At 60.5% G+C, this 15540-nt stretch carries 17 protein-coding genes; 8 read left to right on the top strand and 9 right to left on the bottom strand.

What is annotated here, in order from left to right; translation table 11 throughout:
• Positions 1-2: 2 nt before the first annotated feature.
• A complete protein-coding gene (locus E3Z29_RS22660) occupies positions 3-1676 on the bottom strand; it encodes a DEAD/DEAH box helicase (protein ID WP_027613439.1) in 1674 nt (557 codons plus the stop codon).
• Between the two features lie 421 nt (positions 1677-2097).
• Here E3Z29_RS22660 and E3Z29_RS22670 point away from each other — a divergent pair, with 421 nt between their 5' ends.
• On the top strand, positions 2098-2889 hold the full coding sequence (locus tag E3Z29_RS22670; RefSeq protein ID WP_134787011.1) for a crotonase/enoyl-CoA hydratase family protein: 792 nt from the start codon (positions 2098-2100) through the stop codon (positions 2887-2889).
• Positions 2890-2998: 109 nt separating this feature from the next.
• Here the strand turns inward: E3Z29_RS22670 and E3Z29_RS22675 are convergent, their stop codons facing one another.
• Complete coding sequence (locus E3Z29_RS22675; RefSeq protein WP_027613441.1) at positions 2999-3754, bottom strand: spermidine synthase; 756 nt, start codon at positions 3752-3754, stop codon at positions 2999-3001.
• Positions 3755-3907: 153 nt separating this feature from the next.
• Here E3Z29_RS22675 and E3Z29_RS22680 point away from each other — a divergent pair, with 153 nt between their 5' ends.
• Positions 3908-5254, top strand: coding sequence for a class II 3-deoxy-7-phosphoheptulonate synthase (locus E3Z29_RS22680; protein ID WP_007964815.1), 1347 nt, complete (start codon positions 3908-3910; stop codon positions 5252-5254).
• 98 nt (positions 5255-5352) lie between these two features.
• Here the strand turns inward: E3Z29_RS22680 and E3Z29_RS22685 are convergent, their stop codons facing one another.
• Positions 5353-6579, bottom strand: a complete 1227-nt coding sequence (locus E3Z29_RS22685) for a winged helix-turn-helix domain-containing protein (protein WP_134787012.1) — start codon at positions 6577-6579, stop codon at positions 5353-5355.
• Positions 6580-6643: 64 nt separating this feature from the next.
• Positions 6644-6865: a DUF1127 domain-containing protein gene (locus E3Z29_RS22690; RefSeq protein ID WP_097088306.1), complete on the bottom strand. Its 222-nt coding sequence runs from the start codon at positions 6863-6865 to the stop codon at positions 6644-6646.
• 96 nt (positions 6866-6961) lie between these two features.
• Here E3Z29_RS22690 and E3Z29_RS22695 point away from each other — a divergent pair, with 96 nt between their 5' ends.
• Positions 6962-7816 carry a LysR substrate-binding domain-containing protein gene (locus E3Z29_RS22695; protein WP_025113145.1) on the top strand — a complete coding sequence of 285 codons (855 nt, stop codon included), beginning with the start codon at positions 6962-6964 and terminating at the stop codon, positions 7814-7816.
• On the opposite strand, the gene E3Z29_RS22700 is transcribed toward E3Z29_RS22695, so the two are convergent.
• Complete coding sequence (locus E3Z29_RS22700) at positions 7806-8555, bottom strand: sulfite exporter TauE/SafE family protein (protein ID WP_027613445.1); 750 nt, start codon at positions 8553-8555, stop codon at positions 7806-7808. The two genes, E3Z29_RS22695 and E3Z29_RS22700, sit on opposite strands and share 11 nt — an antisense overlap.
• Positions 8556-8665: 110 nt before the next feature.
• Here E3Z29_RS22700 and E3Z29_RS22705 point away from each other — a divergent pair, with 110 nt between their 5' ends.
• The 3 genes from E3Z29_RS22705 (at position 8666) to E3Z29_RS22715 (ending at position 10898) form a co-directional block, all read left to right on the top strand.
• Complete coding sequence (locus tag E3Z29_RS22705; protein WP_134787013.1) at positions 8666-9622, top strand: LysR family transcriptional regulator; 957 nt, start codon at positions 8666-8668, stop codon at positions 9620-9622.
• A 73-nt stretch (positions 9623-9695) separates the two neighbouring features.
• Positions 9696-10154, top strand: coding sequence for a MarR family winged helix-turn-helix transcriptional regulator (locus E3Z29_RS22710; protein ID WP_134787014.1), 459 nt, complete (start codon positions 9696-9698; stop codon positions 10152-10154).
• Between the two features lie 324 nt (positions 10155-10478).
• On the top strand, positions 10479-10898 hold the full coding sequence (locus E3Z29_RS22715) for an organic hydroperoxide resistance protein (protein ID WP_007964807.1): 420 nt from the start codon (positions 10479-10481) through the stop codon (positions 10896-10898).
• Positions 10899-11088: 190 nt separating this feature from the next.
• On the opposite strand, the gene E3Z29_RS22720 is transcribed toward E3Z29_RS22715, so the two are convergent.
• Positions 11089-11658 (bottom strand): elongation factor P, encoded by a 570-nt coding sequence (locus E3Z29_RS22720; protein ID WP_003226785.1) that lies wholly within the window; start codon positions 11656-11658, stop codon positions 11089-11091.
• A gap of 48 nt (positions 11659-11706) precedes the next feature.
• Positions 11707-12849 (bottom strand): elongation factor P maturation arginine rhamnosyltransferase EarP, encoded by a 1143-nt coding sequence (gene earP, locus E3Z29_RS22725; protein WP_134787015.1) that lies wholly within the window; start codon positions 12847-12849, stop codon positions 11707-11709.
• Positions 12850-12973: 124 nt separating this feature from the next.
• Between earP and E3Z29_RS22730 the strand changes: the two genes are divergently transcribed.
• Together E3Z29_RS22730 and E3Z29_RS22735 are read left to right on the top strand one after the other, a co-directional pair.
• Positions 12974-13384: a hypothetical protein gene (locus E3Z29_RS22730; RefSeq protein WP_134787016.1), complete on the top strand. Its 411-nt coding sequence runs from the start codon at positions 12974-12976 to the stop codon at positions 13382-13384.
• 2 nt (positions 13385-13386) lie between these two features.
• Positions 13387-13869 (top strand): GreA/GreB family elongation factor, encoded by a 483-nt coding sequence (locus E3Z29_RS22735; protein WP_134787017.1) that lies wholly within the window; start codon positions 13387-13389, stop codon positions 13867-13869.
• Positions 13870-13878: 9 nt separating this feature from the next.
• On the opposite strand, the gene cysB is transcribed toward E3Z29_RS22735, so the two are convergent.
• Both cysB and E3Z29_RS22745 read right to left on the bottom strand, forming a co-directional pair.
• The gene (cysB, locus tag E3Z29_RS22740; protein WP_007908591.1) at positions 13879-14853 is read right to left on the bottom strand and encodes an HTH-type transcriptional regulator CysB; all 975 of its coding nucleotides are present in this window, start codon (positions 14851-14853) and stop codon (positions 13879-13881) included.
• A 113-nt stretch (positions 14854-14966) separates the two neighbouring features.
• The gene (locus E3Z29_RS22745; protein ID WP_027613453.1) at positions 14967-15470 is read right to left on the bottom strand and encodes a universal stress protein; all 504 of its coding nucleotides are present in this window, start codon (positions 15468-15470) and stop codon (positions 14967-14969) included.
• Positions 15471-15540 lie beyond the last annotated feature (70 nt).

The following is a 15540-nucleotide window of genomic DNA, read 5'->3' on the forward strand; positions in this document are numbered from 1 at the left end:
GATCAATCTTCGCGGTAGCGACGCAGTTTCAGCTGCTTGCCAGCGACGCGAGTGTCCTTCAGCTTGGTCAGGAGTTTGTCCAGACCATCTTCCGGCAGCTCGACGAGGCTGAAGCTGTCACGCACCTGGATGCGACCGATCGCTTCGCGGGCCAGACCACCTTCGTTGAGGATGGCGCCCAGCAGGTTCTTGGCGGCGATACCGTCACGCGCACCCAGCGCGGTACGGCAACGGGCACGACCTTCGCCCAGAGGCATTGGCGCGCGACGCTCGCGGTCACCACGCTCAGGACGATCACCGGAACGCTCAGGACGGTCGCCACGCGGTGCATTGTTCGGCACCAGTGGGCGTTCCTTCTCGATCGCCGCCAGGTTCAGCGCTTGACCGTTGGTCGCCTTGCGCAGCAGAGCTGCAGCCAGGGCACGCGGGGTGCAACCGATGTCAGCGGTCAGGCGATCCAGCAGTTCGCCGTGAGTCGACTCAGCATCAGCGACCAGCGGCGACAGGCTGTTGGTCAGTTTCTTGATGCGTGCATCGAGAACAGCCTGAGCGTCCGGCAGACGCACTTCGGCAACCTTCTGACCGGTGACACGCTCGATCACTTGCAGCATGCGGCGCTCACGTGGAGTCACCAGCAGCAGTGCGCGACCTTCGCGACCGGCACGGCCGGTACGGCCGATACGGTGCACGTAGGATTCCGGGTCGTACGGCATGTCCACGTTGAATACGTGGGTGATGCGCGGAACGTCCAGACCACGGGCAGCCACGTCGGTCGCGACAACGATGTCCAGGCGGCCATCTTTCAGCGAGTCGATGACGCGTTCACGCTGGTTCTGGGCGATGTCACCGTTCAGCGCAGCGGCCTTGTAGCCTTTGGCGTCGAGGGCACTGGCCAGATCCAGGGTCGCTTGCTTGGTGCGCACGAACATGATCAGCGCGTCGAAGTCTTCCACTTCCAGCAAGCTGAGAACGGCGGAGGTCTTCTGGTCAGCGTGAACCAACAGGTGAGCCTGTTCGATCGCGGTAACGGTCTGGGTCTTGCTCTGGATCTTCACGTGCTTCGGATCGCGCAGGTGGCGCTCGGCGATGGCACGGATCGACTGCGGCAGGGTTGCCGAGAACAATACGGTCTGACGGGTTTCCGGCATGGCCTTGAAGATCACTTCCAGGTCGTCCATGAAACCGAGTTTGAGCATTTCGTCTGCTTCGTCCAGAACCAGGTGGTTCACGGTAGCGAGGACTTTTTCGTCGCGACGCAGGTGGTCGCACAGACGGCCCGGAGTGGCGACAACGATCTGTGCGCCATTACGGATTGCTTTCAATTGTGGGCCCATCGGCGCGCCGCCGTAGACAGCCACAACAGTTACGCCCGGCATTTGCTTGGCGTAAGTTTCGAAAGCGGTTGCAACTTGTAGCGCCAACTCACGAGTTGGGGCCAGGATCAGAGCTTGCGGCTCGCGCTTGGACGGATCAATGCGGTGCAGGATAGGCAGGGCAAAGGCAGCGGTTTTACCGGTACCGGTTTGCGCCTGACCAATCATATCGTGACCGGCGAGGATGATCGGGATCGACTGCTGCTGAATGGCCGAAGGCTCTTCATAGCCGGTAGCGACTACTGCAGCGACAATATTGGGATGAAGTTCAAGAGCGGCGAAGCCGCCGATTTCCTGGGTCATGGGTCTGCCTCTAAGTGCATCCGCAAAGACCCATGCTCCAAAGCTGCACATGCCGTGTTGAGACTCAAGAGTCGCCCTGGCAGCTTTGTCGGCGGGGATTTGCGAAAACGTATGAATGAAAAAGAATCGTCAAGGAAGAGCCCGCAGTGCGGACATGCAGCCGAAGCTGACTTCGGGGAATTGCGCTACCTAAACGCGGCCCGGTTAAAGGCCGGCGCGCACTATACCGGAATTTGCCCAAAAAGGGAGCTTTTTTTATCGCCTGAATCGGTGTGTCACCGCTGTGTAACGGGGTTTTGCGGATAATCGTGCAAAGGTCTATTTTGCAAAGGCCCGGCCCTGCGGGTGATGACGCTTAAACGATTCACCGATATGCGGCATACCGTCGCTGCACCCGCCCTTCCCGCCCGAGGATTTCTCCATGAATCAGCCCTGCCCCGGCCGCGTCAGCCGTGAACGCCGTGGTCATGTCCACCTGATCGGCCTTGACCGGGCCGCCAAACGCAACGCCTTCGACCTCGATCTGCTCAATGACTTGAGCCTGGCCTACGGCGAGTTCGAGGCCGACAGCGAGGCGCGGGTGGCGGTGGTGTTCGGGCATGGCGAACACTTTACCGCCGGTCTGGATCTGCTCAACGCCAGCGCCGCCCTCGCCGAAGGCTGGCAGGTTCCGACCGGTGGTTGCGACCCATGGGGTGTTTTCGTTGGTCCACGGGTCAGCAAACCGGTCATTGTCGCCGCGCAGGGCTACTGCCTGACCATCGGTATCGAGTTGATGCTGGCCGCGGATATCAACCTGTGCGCGAGCAATACCCGCTTCGCGCAAATGGAAGTGCAGCGGGGGATTTTTCCGTTTGGGGGCGCGACATTGCGCTTTCACCAGGTGGCCGGTTGGGGCAACGCGATGCGCTGGTTGCTGACCGGCGATGAGTTTGATGCCCACGATGCGTTGCGTCTGGGTTTGGTGCAGGAAGTGATGGCCAGTGAGGATCTGTTGCCGCGGGCGATCGAACTGGCCGAACGGATTGCCCGGCAGGCACCGTTGGGGGTGCAGGCAACGCTGATGTCGGCGCGCCAGGCGCGGTATGAAGGCGAGACGGCGGCGGCGCAGGGATTGCCGGCGCTGGTGAAGAAGTTGCTGGGGAGTGAGGATGCCAAGGAGGGGGTGAGGTCGCTGGTTGAGCGGCGCCCGGGCATCTTCAAAGGGATCTGAGAAAAAGGGTGTTCTTCAGGCCCTCTTCGCGAGCAAGCTCGCTCCCACATTTGGAATGCATTTCAAGTGTGGGAGCGGGCTTGCTCGCGAAGGGGCCATCACTGACCACTCAAGTCGCCGGGCGAATCGCCTTGATCAACGACTGCAGCGAATAACCCAGCCGTGGCGCCAGCACTTCGGCGCGGGCGGTCAGCGCCTGCATGTCCAGCTCCTGATCGAGATCCGCCGGCACAATCAGAATCACATTGCCCTCCTTCACCGGCAGCTCCCAGTAATGCCGGTGATAGAGCCCGCGCAACAACGCCGCGCCCAACGGTTTGCCGTCATCGGTGGCCCACTGGTTGATCACCAGCCAGCCGCCCGGGTTCAGACGCTTCTGACAGTCGCCGAGAAAACTCCAGGCCAGGTGCCCGACACCCGGGCCGACATCGGTGTACAGATCGACAAAGATCAGATCCGCAGGCTCGGCCGTCGGCAGCAACTCCAGCGCATCGCCGACCCGAATGTACAAGCGCGGATCGTCATCCAGCCCCAGGTACTCGATCGCCAGACGCGGCACGTCCGGGCGCAGTTCGATGGCTTCGACGTCTTCCAGCGGCAGGAACTTGAGGCAGGCCTGGGTCAGCGTGCCGGCACCGAGGCCGAGAAACAGCGCGCTCTCCGGTTGCTCATGGCACAACGCGCCAATCAGCATCGCCCGGGTGTAGTCATATTCGAGCCAGCTCGGATCGGCGGTGAACACGCAGCTCTGTTCGATGGCATCGCCAAATTCCAGAAAGCGGTAATCGGCCACTTCCAGCACGCGAATCACGCCGAACTCATCCTGTACCTCGGCGAGCAACAGCTCGACGCGCTCCTCAGTCATTTCGTCTCCTGATGGTCACCGGGCGCGGTGACGCGATGGCACCGCTGCGGCGCCGTGGCAAAGCGACGATTGTCGGTGATGGGGCGGGAGCAGGTCACGCACTAATTGCTGCTACCATGGGCTTCCCGTGCGTAGAACCAATTAGAGACCGTGATGAGCCAACCGTGGAGCCCTGACAGCTGGCGCGCCCTGCCGATCCAGCAACAACCCCAATACCCTGACGCGGCGCATCTGCGCCAGGTCGAGCAGACCCTGGCCAGTTATCCGCCGCTGGTGTTTGCCGGAGAAGCGCGCGAGCTGCGCCGTCAGTTTGCCGAAGTGACTCAGGGTCGGGCGTTCCTGCTGCAGGGCGGCGATTGCGCGGAAAGCTTTGCCGAGTTCTCGGCGGCGAAGATTCGCGACACTTTTAAAGTGCTGCTGCAAATGGCGATCGTCATGACCTTCGCCGCCGGTTGCCCGGTGGTCAAGGTCGGGCGCATGGCCGGCCAGTTCGCCAAACCGCGCTCGGCCAACGATGAAACCATCGACGGCGTGACCCTGCCCGCCTACCGGGGCGACATCGTCAACGGCATCGGTTTCGATGAAAAAAGCCGCGTGCCGGATCCGGAGCGCCTGTTGCAGTCGTACCACCAGTCCACCGCCACCCTGAACCTGTTGCGCGCCTTCGCCCAGGGCGGTTTTGCCGACCTGCATCAGGTGCACAAGTGGAACCTGGACTTCATCGCCAACTCGGCACTGGCCGAAAAATACAGCCACCTCGCCGATCGCATCGATGAAACCCTGGCGTTCATGCGCGCCTGCGGCATGGACAGCTCGCCGCAACTGCGCGAAACCAGTTTCTTCACTGCCCACGAAGCGCTGCTGCTGAACTACGAAGAAGCCTTCGTGCGTCGCGACAGCCTGACCAACGATTACTACGATTGCTCGGCGCACATGCTGTGGATCGGTGACCGTACCCGTCAGCTCGACGGTGCTCACGTCGAATTCCTGCGCGGGGTGAACAACCCGATCGGGGTGAAAGTCGGCCCGAGCATGAACCCGGATGATCTGATTCGCCTGATCGACGTGCTCAACCCGGACAACGATCCGGGGCGCCTGAATCTGATTGCGCGGATGGGTGCGAACAAGGTCGGCGATCACCTGCCGGCGCTGATCCGTGCGGTGCAGCGTGAGGGCAAACAGGTGCTGTGGAGCTCCGACCCGATGCACGGCAATACCATCAAGGCCAGCAGCGGCTACAAGACCCGCGACTTCGCGCAGATCCTGGGTGAGGTGAAGCAGTTCTTCCAGGTGCACGAAGCCGAGGGCACTTATGCCGGCGGGATTCATATCGAGATGACCGGGCAGAATGTCACCGAGTGCATCGGTGGTGCGCGGCCGATCACTGAAGACGGGTTGTCGGATCGTTATCACACCCACTGTGACCCGCGGATGAATGCCGATCAGTCGCTGGAACTGGCGTTCCTCATAGCCGAAACGCTGAAACAAGTTCGCCGCTAGACCGCATCGCTGCTTTCGCGAGCAAGCTCGCTCCCACATGGGTTTTGTGTACGACACAGATCCAGTGTGGGAGCGGGCTTGCTCGCGAAGAGGCCCGCTCAGTCACAGCCGATCTGCGCCAATGCCACCCGCAACCGCCCCGCACTCTCACGCTGACAATTAAGCTGCACCCGCGCAAGCCCCAGCCAATCGGCCATCTGCCGCAAATTCAACGCCAGCGCCAGCATCCCCTCTTCGTCCAGCCCCGGCTCTTCCTCGTGCACTGCATGCACCGCCAATCGTCCCGACGCCCGCTCGGCGCGCAGATCGACCCGCGCGGCAATCCGCTCGTTGTGCAGAAACGGCAACACGTAATAGCCGTAGACCCGCTTGTCCTGCGGCGTATAGATCTCCAGCCGATAGCGAAAATCGAACAGCCGCTCGGTACGACTGCGCTCCCAGATCAGCGAATCGAACGGTGACAACAGCGCACTGGCGAAGACTTTGCGCGGGACTTTCGGCTGCGGCAGGCAGTAGGCGATCTGTCGCCAGCCAGCGACTTCGCAGGTCTGCAATTGCCCGTCCTCGACCAGCTCCGCCAGACGCGGGCGCGCATCGCCAGGGTTCAAGCGGAAATAATCGCGCAGATCCTTTTCCGTGCCGACACCCAATGCCTGGGCCGCGTGCAGCAGCAGACCACGCTGCGCTTCGGCTTCATCCGGCAACGGCTGCTGCAGAATCGATGTCGGGATCACCCGCTCCGGCAAATCATACAAACGCTCAAAACCGCGGCGGCCGGCGACGGTCACTTCACCGGCGGCGAACAACCATTCCAGCGCATGCTTTTCCGCGCTCCAGTCCCACCATTGCCCGGCCTTGTCCTCGCGGGTCGACAGACTGCCGGCGCCCAATGCACCGCGCGCCTCAACCGCGCTTAAAACCCGGCGCACGACGTCCTGCTGCTCAAGACCAAACTTCGCCAGTTGCTGATAGATGTCTCTGCCAGTTCTGGCCCGCTGCATGCGCCACCCCATCAACGGATACATCGCCAGCGGCAGCAACGACGCTTCGTGGCCCCAGTATTCGAACAGCGTGCGCCGACGGCCCGAACTCCAGGCAGCCTGGTTGAGCAGATCGGAAGAATAGGAACCCAGACGGGAAAACAGTGGCAGATAGTGCGAGCGCACCACGGCGTTGACGGAGTCGATCTGCAACAGCCCCAGCCGTTCGATCAGCCGGTTGAGTTGCGGCGCCTTGACGGTCGGCGGCTGGCGCCCATTGAACCCTTGGGCAGCCAGCGCCAGTCGTCGCGCCTGTTTGAGAGAAAAGGCCAGAGTCGCGGGCATGAACATCTCCTTGTCTGCTCGCAACCTACCTCACCTGAAAGTGGTTTGTGTAGTAAGGCCTTGATCATTTATGCATCGGATCATCCCAGAACGGCCGGATGGCCTCGTGTTCGACGTCGGCACGGCTGACCCCGATGTCCTTCAGCGCTTCGTCGCTCAGGCTGGCAAGCAACTCACGCTCACGGTGCAGTTCGTACCAGCGGCTAAACTTGTGCAGCAGGTCGGAAACGATATGGCCGTGGCCGGAAAATTTTGCGTCGTCTACATACTCTCTTTGACCTTTCATCGTGTTGCCCTCCTTGTGGATGGCTCAAGTCTCGCGCTGGCGCTAAGATCAATCCAACGAATGTTTCTGATGGCATTCATCACGGAGATTCATCAATTGTCGGCCTACCCCAGTATCGATACCGATGTCCTGCGCACTTTCGTTGCGATTGCCGATCAGGGCGGTTTTACCCGCGCCGGCGAGATGGTCAACCGCACGCAATCGGCCGTGAGCATGCAGATGAAGCGCCTCGAAGAAGACGTGCTGCAGCGACAGTTGTTCGAGCGTGACGGCCGCCAGGTGCGCCTGACCGCCGAGGGCCAGGTGCTGCTGGGTTATGCGCGGCGCATCCTGAAATTGCACAGCGAAGTGTTCAACACGCTGCGCGAGCCGCACATGGTCGGCACTGTGCGCATCGGTACGCCGGACGATTACGTGATGCGGTTTCTGCCGGGGATCCTCTCGCGGTTCGCTCAGTTCTACCCGCTGATCCAGATCGAAGTGCATTGCGAATCCAGCAAACAGCTGTTGCAGCGCACCGATCTGGACTTGTCGATTGTCACCCGGGAGCCGGGCAACGAGATCGGTCAGTTGCTGCGCAAGGAGCGTTTCGTCTGGGCCGAGGCGCAGAATTTCAGCGCCCACGAGCAGACGCCGTTGCCGCTGGCGATGTTCAACAGTGATTGTTTCTGCCGTTTGTGGGCGTGCAATGCGCTGGACGCAATGGGCCGCGACTACCGCATCGCCTACAACAGCACCAGCCTGTCGGCACTGATGGCGGTGGTGAGCGCGGGTCTGGCGATAACCGCGCAACTGGAAAGCCTGATCACCCCGGACATGCGCATTCTCGGCGCCGCCGAGGATCTGCCGCTGTTGCCTGAGGCCAGTATCATGTTGATCCGCAACCTGAACAATCCGTCGCCGATCACCGAATGCCTGGCCGAACACATCGTCGAAGGCTTCAAACTTTAAACGCGAGCATCACCGCGCACAGCACCAGAAAACCGCAGAACAGCCCGCGCAGGAGCCTTTCCGGCATGGCGTGGGCGACTTTCACCCCCCAACTGATGCTGGCCAGACCGCCGATGGCCAGCGGCAAGCCGATCATCCAGTCCACTTCGTGATGCACCGCGTACGTCACCAAGGTCACGCCGGTGCTCGGCAATGCCAACGCCAGCGACAGGCCCTGGGCAACCACTTGGCTGGTGCCGAACAGACTGGTCAGCACGGGCGTCGCCACCACGGCCCCGCCGACACCGAACAAACCGCCCATGGTCCCGGACGCTGCGCCGAGAACACCCAGCCATGGCCATGAGTAACGCATTTCGGAGGTCACGGCGGTTTTCTTGCCGAACATCTTCAGCAGGTTGTATGCCGAGAGCACCACAAGGAAGGCGACAAAGCCGATGCGCATGGTTTGCGCATCGATGCCCACCGCCCAGATCGAACCGATCCACGCAAAGCAAAAACCCATGACCGCCAACGGCAGCGCATGACGCAGCTCGATGCGATTGCGCTGATGATAGCGCCACAGCGCCAGCATCACGTTGGGCACCACCATCACCAGCGCCGTGCCTTGGGCGATCTGCTGATCGAGGCCAAACCACACGCCCAGCAGCGGGATGGCGATCAAACCACCGCCGATGCCGAAGATCCCGCCCAATGTGCCAAGGGCGGCGCCAAACAGCAGGTACAACAAAAACTCGATCACAGCGATGTCCTCATCCGTCAGGCGATTCATCCTACGCAGTCGAGGCTGGCGGGGAAACGCACAGCAACGCACAATGGCTATGCCAATTTCGCACAAGCACCGAAACACTCATGAATCCCAATCAGTTGACCGAGCAGCTCGGGCTGTTTCTCGATGTACTGGAGAGTGGCAGTTTTTCTGCGGCTTCCCGTCGTCATCCGCTGACGCCTTCCGCCGTGGCGCGGCGCATCGACAGCCTGGAAAGCGCGGTTGGCAGCCAGTTGTTCATTCGCAGCACCCACGTCGTAAGGGCAACTCCGGCGGGTCTGGCGTTTGCCGAGCGGGCGCGGCGCATCGTCAGCGAGCTGCAACTGGCCCGCGCCGAGGCGGTGTCGTTGAGCAGTGCGCCGGAAGGCTTGATCCGCATCGATGCTCCCGCCGCTTTTGGTCGCCGCCATCTCGCGCCGGTCATCGCTGACTTTCTGGTGCTGTACCCGGGCCTCGACGTGCAGTTGCACCTGATCGACAGCTTCATCGATATGCACGGCTCGAACCTGGGCAAAGTCGATCTGGTGCTGCGTGCCGGGCAAATGGCCGATACGCGGCTGGTCGCCACGCCGCTGGCGAGCATGGTGCGCATTGCCTGCGCCAGCCCCGACTACCTCAAACGCCGTGGCGCACCGCGCCATCCCGCGCAGTTGAGTGAACATGACGGGCTGGATTGGGAAGGTCTCGCCCCGCCCTTCGCCTGGCGCTTCGAACTGGACGGGCAAATGCAACTGCATCGCCCCGCGCGCATCCGCATGAGCGCCAACAATGCCGAAGCGCTGGTGTGCGGTGCACTCGCCGGACTGGGCATCGCGCATTTGCCGACCTGGCTGGCCAGCGAATACCTGCTACGCGGCGAACTGCTGCCGCTGTTCTGCGAGAACGGCCTGCCGCAACCGGAAAGCACCGGCATCTATGCGCTGCGCATGGAACAGCAGACCCACTCGCGCAGCCGTCTGCTTTTGGAATACCTCAAGACCCGCTTCAGCCCGGTGCCACCGTGGGATCTGTCGCTGCAACGCGAGCTGGGCCGACACTAGATCCTGGATAATTATCTGGCGCATTAAACATTCGGGCGCTAGATTCAAGCCCATCACCGAACAAGGCTTTGCCATGACCACCGAACGCGACACCTGCGACGACCTGCTGCTCGACAATCAGGCGTGCTTCGCCCTGCATTCCACTTCACTGATGATGACCAAGGTCTACAAGCCGCTGCTGCAAGCGCTGGGCCTGACCTATCCGCAGTATCTGGCGATGATGGTTCTGTGGGAAAAGGATGGTTTGACCGTGGGCGAAATCAGCACGCGGTTGCTGACCGATCCAGGCTCGCTGACACCGTTGCTCAAACGGCTAGAAGGTGAAGGTCTGCTCAGCAGAACCCGCAGCCGTGAAGACGAACGGGTGGTGATCGTCGAACTGACCGCGCAGGGCCGGGCTCTTCGTGAGCAGGCCAAAAGCGTTCCGCAATGCATCTTGGGCGCCAGTGGTTTCACCCTCGAACGCCTGCAGAATCTTCAATCTGAGCTGCAAGCCCTGCGCAGCCATCTGCAAGACAGCCTGACCGGATAACAGCGCTGCCGTATTGTAGGAGTGAGCCTGCTCGCGATAGCGGTGGTTCAGTCGGCCCCCTTATTGCCTGCTCCACCGCTATCGCGAGCAGGCTCACTCCTACAAAGAATCGGTTCACCAGGAAAAATATTCTTCAGCCCGCGCCCCCACCATCCGCTCTAAATCTTCACTTTCAAGCTGATCGACAGTGCATTTAAAGAACCGTGATTCAGCTTTCTCAAAAAATTATCTTGCGCACTAAACATTAGCGAGCTACATTCACCTCGCACTTACTTAGCGCGCAAACAATTAGCGCAAAAACAGACACCCAACGAGGCCCACTCCATGCAAACTCTCTACACTGCAATCGCAACCTCCACTGGCGGCCGTGACGGTCGTGCGATCTCCAGCGACAACATCCTCGACGTCAAACTCGCTACCCCGAAAGAACTCGGCGGTGCTGGCGGCGCAGCGACCAACCCTGAGCAACTGTTCGCTGCCGGTTACTCGGCCTGCTTCATCGGCGCACTGAAATTCGTCGCCAGCCAGACCAAACGCAAAATCCCCGACGATGCCTCGATCACTGCTCATGTCGGTATCGGTCAGATTCCTGGTGGTTTCGGTCTGGACATCGACCTGCACATCAGCCTGCCGGGCCTGGAACAGGCGGATGCACAGAGCCTGGTTGAAGCGGCGCATCAGGTCTGCCCGTACTCCAACGCCACCCGTGGCAACGTTGACGTACGCCTGCACACCACCGTTTGAGAACAACACCAATCCACTGTGGGAGCGGGCTTGCTCGCGAATGCGGTGTGTCATTCAACACACAGGTTGTCTGACCGGGCCTATTCGCGAGCAAGCTCGCTCCCACGGGGTTCGGGGGTAGAAGTGGAATCGCAGGCACAAAAAAGCCCGACTCAATGGTCGGGCTTTTTCTTTCCGTAAAAAGCAGTGCTTATTTGGCACGGCCTTTGTAGGAACCGCCTTCGCGGGTATCGATCTCGATCATGTCGCCGATTTCGATGAAGTCAGCAACCGACAGCTCGGTACCGTTCTTCAGTTTGGCAGGCTTCATCACCTTGCCGGAAGTGTCACCGCGAGCGGAACCTTCGGTGTAGTCAACCTGACGCACGATGGTGGTCGGCAGTTCTACGGAAACCAGACGCTCTTCGAAGAACACGGCTTCGCAAACGTCGGTCATGCCTTCTTCAACGAAAGGCAGAACGCTTTCGATGTCTTCGGCGTTCAGTTCGTACATGGTGTAGTCAGTGGTGTCCATGAACGTGTAGGTGTCGCCGCTGATGAAGGACAGGGTCGCTTCTTTGCGGTCGAGGATCACGTCGTCCAGCTTGTCGTCCGCACCGTAAACGGTTTCGGTCTTGTAACCGGTCAGCAGGTTCTTCAGCTTGGTCTTCATGATCGCGCTGTTACGGCCCGACTTGGTGAATTCAGCTTTCTGAACCAGCCAAGGATCGTTGTCGATACGGATCACGGTACCGGGTTTGAGTTCTTTACCAGTTTTCATTGCGAATATCCGAATTTGGATGGGATTTACAAAAATCTAGGCCGCGTATCATATCCAATTTAGGTAAAACTGTACCAGCGCCGTGGCAAGATCCGCCTGCAAGCCTTGTTCCAGACACCACGCCTCGGCGTTTTCCTGCAGTTCTGGCCAGTGTTTACGGGCCTGGAGCCAGTGCTCGCCGATCGGTTTCCCGGCACTCCAGGCCCGCCACAGACCGCTCATCGCCTCGGCAGCGGCCGGTGAAAGCCCTTTGGTGTAGAGCGCGAGAAAGGCATCGAGCTTGTCGAGGTGGATGTCTTCGTCCTGCTGATAGATATGCCAGAGCATCGGTCGCCCGGCCCACTGTGCACGGACGAACGAGTCTTCACCGCGCACCGCGTTGAAGTCGCAGCACCACAGCAACTGATCGTATTGATCCTGACGGACGAACGGCAGCACCTGCACCGTCAGCGCCTGACGCACGTCCAGATCGCCGACAGCCAACGCGTCGACCCCGAGCCAGCGCGCAACGTCACCGAGAATCCGCCCTTCCGGCACCAGCAGATGGGTCGGCGCGCTATCGGCCGCCAACGCATCCAGCCAACTGGCCAGCCCGGCATTTTCGTAGGCAAACAACGAGATCAGCTGTGCGTCAGCTGCGCGATCTACGCCCAGGCCGTGCAGGAATTGTCGCTGCGCAGCCGCGTCCTGCTGAAATCGCCGACGCCGCTCAAGCAGACCGTTTTCACGCAGCAAGCCGCCCGTCCCCGGTTGAAATCCGGGAAAGAAAAAGAATTTCTGTACCGACTTGTACTTCACCGACGGCAAACCGTGACAACCGGTGACCCAGTCTTCGGCGCTGAGGTAATCGAGGTTCATCCACAGCGGTGGCTGTTGCCGCTCGGCCATGGCGTCCATGTACGCCGATGGCAGCTGACAGGCAAATGCGGCGATCACCACGTCCGCCGCCTCCGTCTGCGGCCAGTCGCTCGGCCAATGCCGCACCTCGACGCCCTGCTGCGATTGCTGCGCCAGGTGGATGTCGATCTCGGGGCAGATACGTTCAAAGGCGCGCAGGTCATCGACCCACAGGCGCACCGCCAGCCCATGCTCGGCTACCAGTTGCCGGGCCAGACGCCAGGTCACACCGATATCGCCATAGTTGTCGACCACGGTGCAAAAAATATCCCAGCGGGTTTTCGGTATCGGCATGCAAGACTCCCGTTGGCAAAAGCGCTGATTGTCCGCATAAATGACCTCGCGCAGAAGAGCCGACGGCGATTAATCTTCGTGCGACAATCGCCACTTGCCCGCAATCATCCGCCAGGAGGCAGCCATGCCCTATCGTCCCAATCCGCGTCGCCCGTTGCCCGTTCAGCTTAGCGCGCTGCAACTGACCGGCAGCATTGCCCTGGGCATGTGGCTGGGTTTTCTGGCCATCGCCCTGACCTGTTGGCTGATTTCGCGGTTCGTGTTGACCGAGCAACTGGCGCCGGTTGCCCAGGCCGTGCAGCAACTGGCCAAGCCACCAGCGGCGATGCAGGTGCAACCAGACATTCCGCCACAGAGCCCGCTGTTCGAACAGTACGAAGAAAACCTGCGCAAGAACGAGCAGCAGGCGCGCCTGGATCAGGCTCGCGGCAGCAGTCGCAACCAGTCAAATCCGAAATGCCAGTTCTGGCTGCAACAGGACCAGACCGCGCCGAGCGAAAAGAGCCGCGCCAACGTTTTGCAATTCTGCGATTGATCATGAACAAACACACCGTCCACCAACTGATCCTCGACAAACTGCGCGTCGACCTCGACATCGCCGAACGCGCCGCGCAGACCGCTTACGAAACCGCGACCCACGAAGAGAACATCGCCGAGAACAAGTACGACACCCTTGGACTTGAGGCTTCCTATCTGGCGGCGGGTCAGGCGAAACGGGTCGAGGAAATCCGCCAGTCACTGGCGCTGTGCCAGAACCTGACACTGCGCGCCTATGACGAAAATCGCGGCATCGAGATCGGCGCCCTGCTCGGCCTGGAAGACGAAAAAGGGCGCGAGCAATGGCTGTTTCTGGCCCCGGATGCGGCGGGCCTGAAAGTCGATGTGGTGGGTCAGCCGATTACCGTCATCACCCCGCGCTCGCCGCTGGGCAAAAGCCTGCTGGGCAAGTTCGAAGGTGATGAGGTGGTGATTCTGGTAGCGGGCACCCGGCAACAGTTTGCTGTCACCGAGGTGCTTTGAGGCAGGGTCTTAGTGGACCGGCAGTTCGACGCCGTCGAACAGCTCTTCCAGTTCCTGCTTGTTGTGGCACTGGATGGCTTTGGCCATTACTTCGCGGGTCAGGTGCGGGGCGAACTTCTCGATGAAGTCGCACATGAAACCACGCAGGAAAGTACCGCGACGGAAACCGATCTTGGTGATGCTCGACTCGAACAGCTCGCTGGCATCCAGCACCACCAGGTCGTTATCGAGCTTGGTGTCGACCGCCATTTTGGCAACGATGCCCACACCCAGGCCCAGACGCACGTAGGTTTTGATCACGTCGGCGTCGGCCGCGGTAAACACCACTTTCGGCGTCAGGCCGCGATGGCTGAAGGCTTCGTCGAGTTTCGAACGGCCGGTGAAACCAAACACGTAAGTCACGATCGGGTATTCGGCCAGCGCTTCGAGGGTCAGCTTCGGCAGCTTGGTCAGCGGGTGGCCCTGGGGCACGACCACGCAGCGGTTCCAGCGATAGCACGGCATCATCACCAGATCACCGAACAGCTCCAGCGCTTCGGTGGCGATGGCGAAATCGACGGTGCCGTCAGCGGCCATCTCGGCGATCTGCATTGGCGAACCCTGGTGCATGTGCAGCGCCACGTCCGGGTATTGTTTGATGAAATTGCTGATCACCGGCGGCAATGCATAACGCGCCTGGGTGTGGGTGGTGGCGATCGACAGGGTGCCTTTTTTCTCGTTGGAGAATTCCTGGGCAATCTGCTTGATGCTTTCGACCTTGCGCAGGATTTCGCCTGCGGTGGTGATGATGCGCTCGCCGGCCGGGGTGACGCGGGTCAGGTGCTTGCCACTGCGGGCAAACACTTCAACGCCAAGTTCGTCTTCCAGCAGGCGGATCTGTTTACTGATACCCGGTTGCGAGGTGTAAAGGCTTTGGGCGGTAGCGGAAACGTTGAGGTCGTGGTGCGCCACTTCCCAGATGTAGCGCAATTGTTGAAGCTTCATATGTATCCCTCAAAGCAGGTAGACGCCACGGGCATCAGCGACGGTATATAACTATATTAATGGTTTGATGAATAAATCTAGAACTTTTTTATCAAAAGGCCATTATTCCCGCTTCAGCGATCCCCCCGGCGCCGGCGCTCCACCAATGGCACCAGATAAACCGGCACCTTGGCCAATTGCAGGACCCGAGTCGCCGTGCGCCCCAAAGGCGTTTCCGCCCCTACGCCGTGGCTGTGAGTGCCTACGATCAGCAAATCCACAGAGAGTTTCTGCACCTGGTCGAGAATCACCTGCGCCGGATCGCCCTGCACCACACGAACCGCGCAAATCCGCTGCAGATCCTGCTCGCCCTCGTCGCCCAGCTCTTCGCGAAAACTGTCCAGCACCCGTTGCTCGATATTGGCGATGACAGTTTTCAGACCCTGACTGTGAAATTCGTTCAATGCCTGTTCGTCGAGATAACTCTGCAACACCGACTCGGCAAACAGCCCCATGGGTTCCACTGCATGCACCACATACAAGTCGGCATTGAATGTCCGCGCCAGCGCCAGGGCATGCTGCATCACTAAAGGTGCGTACAGACCGAGGTCAGTGGCATACAGCATCGAACGAATCATATGACCTCCTCGCGTGCCAACATGGCGGAGATTGATTCAGCTTAGCAGTGCCTTGGCGAGTACGACGTGC

The organism is Pseudomonas sp. S150 (assembly GCF_004526365.1).
GTDB classification, from domain to species: Bacteria; Pseudomonadota; Gammaproteobacteria; order Pseudomonadales; family Pseudomonadaceae; genus Aquipseudomonas; species Aquipseudomonas putida_A.

Bases quoted from the DNA above. Each gene is read 5' to 3' on its own strand.
- E3Z29_RS22660 (WP_027613439.1), bottom strand. From the start codon at position 1,676: ATGACCCAGGAAATCGGCGGCTTCGCCGCTCTTGAACTTCATCCCAAT.
- E3Z29_RS22670 (WP_134787011.1), top strand. From the start codon at position 2,098: ATGAATCAGCCCTGCCCCGGCCGCGTCAGCCGTGAACGCCGTGGTCAT.
- E3Z29_RS22675 (WP_027613441.1), bottom strand. From the start codon at position 3,754: ATGACTGAGGAGCGCGTCGAGCTGTTGCTCGCCGAGGTACAGGATGAG.
- E3Z29_RS22680 (WP_007964815.1), top strand. From the start codon at position 3,908: ATGAGCCAACCGTGGAGCCCTGACAGCTGGCGCGCCCTGCCGATCCAG.
- E3Z29_RS22685 (WP_134787012.1), bottom strand. From the start codon at position 6,579: ATGCCCGCGACTCTGGCCTTTTCTCTCAAACAGGCGCGACGACTGGCG.
- E3Z29_RS22690 (WP_097088306.1), bottom strand. From the start codon at position 6,865: ATGAAAGGTCAAAGAGAGTATGTAGACGACGCAAAATTTTCCGGCCAC.
- E3Z29_RS22705 (WP_134787013.1), top strand. From the start codon at position 8,666: ATGAATCCCAATCAGTTGACCGAGCAGCTCGGGCTGTTTCTCGATGTA.
- E3Z29_RS22710 (WP_134787014.1), top strand. From the start codon at position 9,696: ATGACCACCGAACGCGACACCTGCGACGACCTGCTGCTCGACAATCAG.
- E3Z29_RS22715 (WP_007964807.1), top strand. From the start codon at position 10,479: ATGCAAACTCTCTACACTGCAATCGCAACCTCCACTGGCGGCCGTGAC.
- E3Z29_RS22720 (WP_003226785.1), bottom strand. From the start codon at position 11,658: ATGAAAACTGGTAAAGAACTCAAACCCGGTACCGTGATCCGTATCGAC.
- earP (WP_134787015.1), bottom strand. From the start codon at position 12,849: ATGCCGATACCGAAAACCCGCTGGGATATTTTTTGCACCGTGGTCGAC.
- E3Z29_RS22730 (WP_134787016.1), top strand. From the start codon at position 12,974: ATGCCCTATCGTCCCAATCCGCGTCGCCCGTTGCCCGTTCAGCTTAGC.
- E3Z29_RS22735 (WP_134787017.1), top strand. From the start codon at position 13,387: ATGAACAAACACACCGTCCACCAACTGATCCTCGACAAACTGCGCGTC.
- cysB (WP_007908591.1), bottom strand. From the start codon at position 14,853: ATGAAGCTTCAACAATTGCGCTACATCTGGGAAGTGGCGCACCACGAC.
- E3Z29_RS22745 (WP_027613453.1), bottom strand. From the start codon at position 15,470: ATGATTCGTTCGATGCTGTATGCCACTGACCTCGGTCTGTACGCACCT.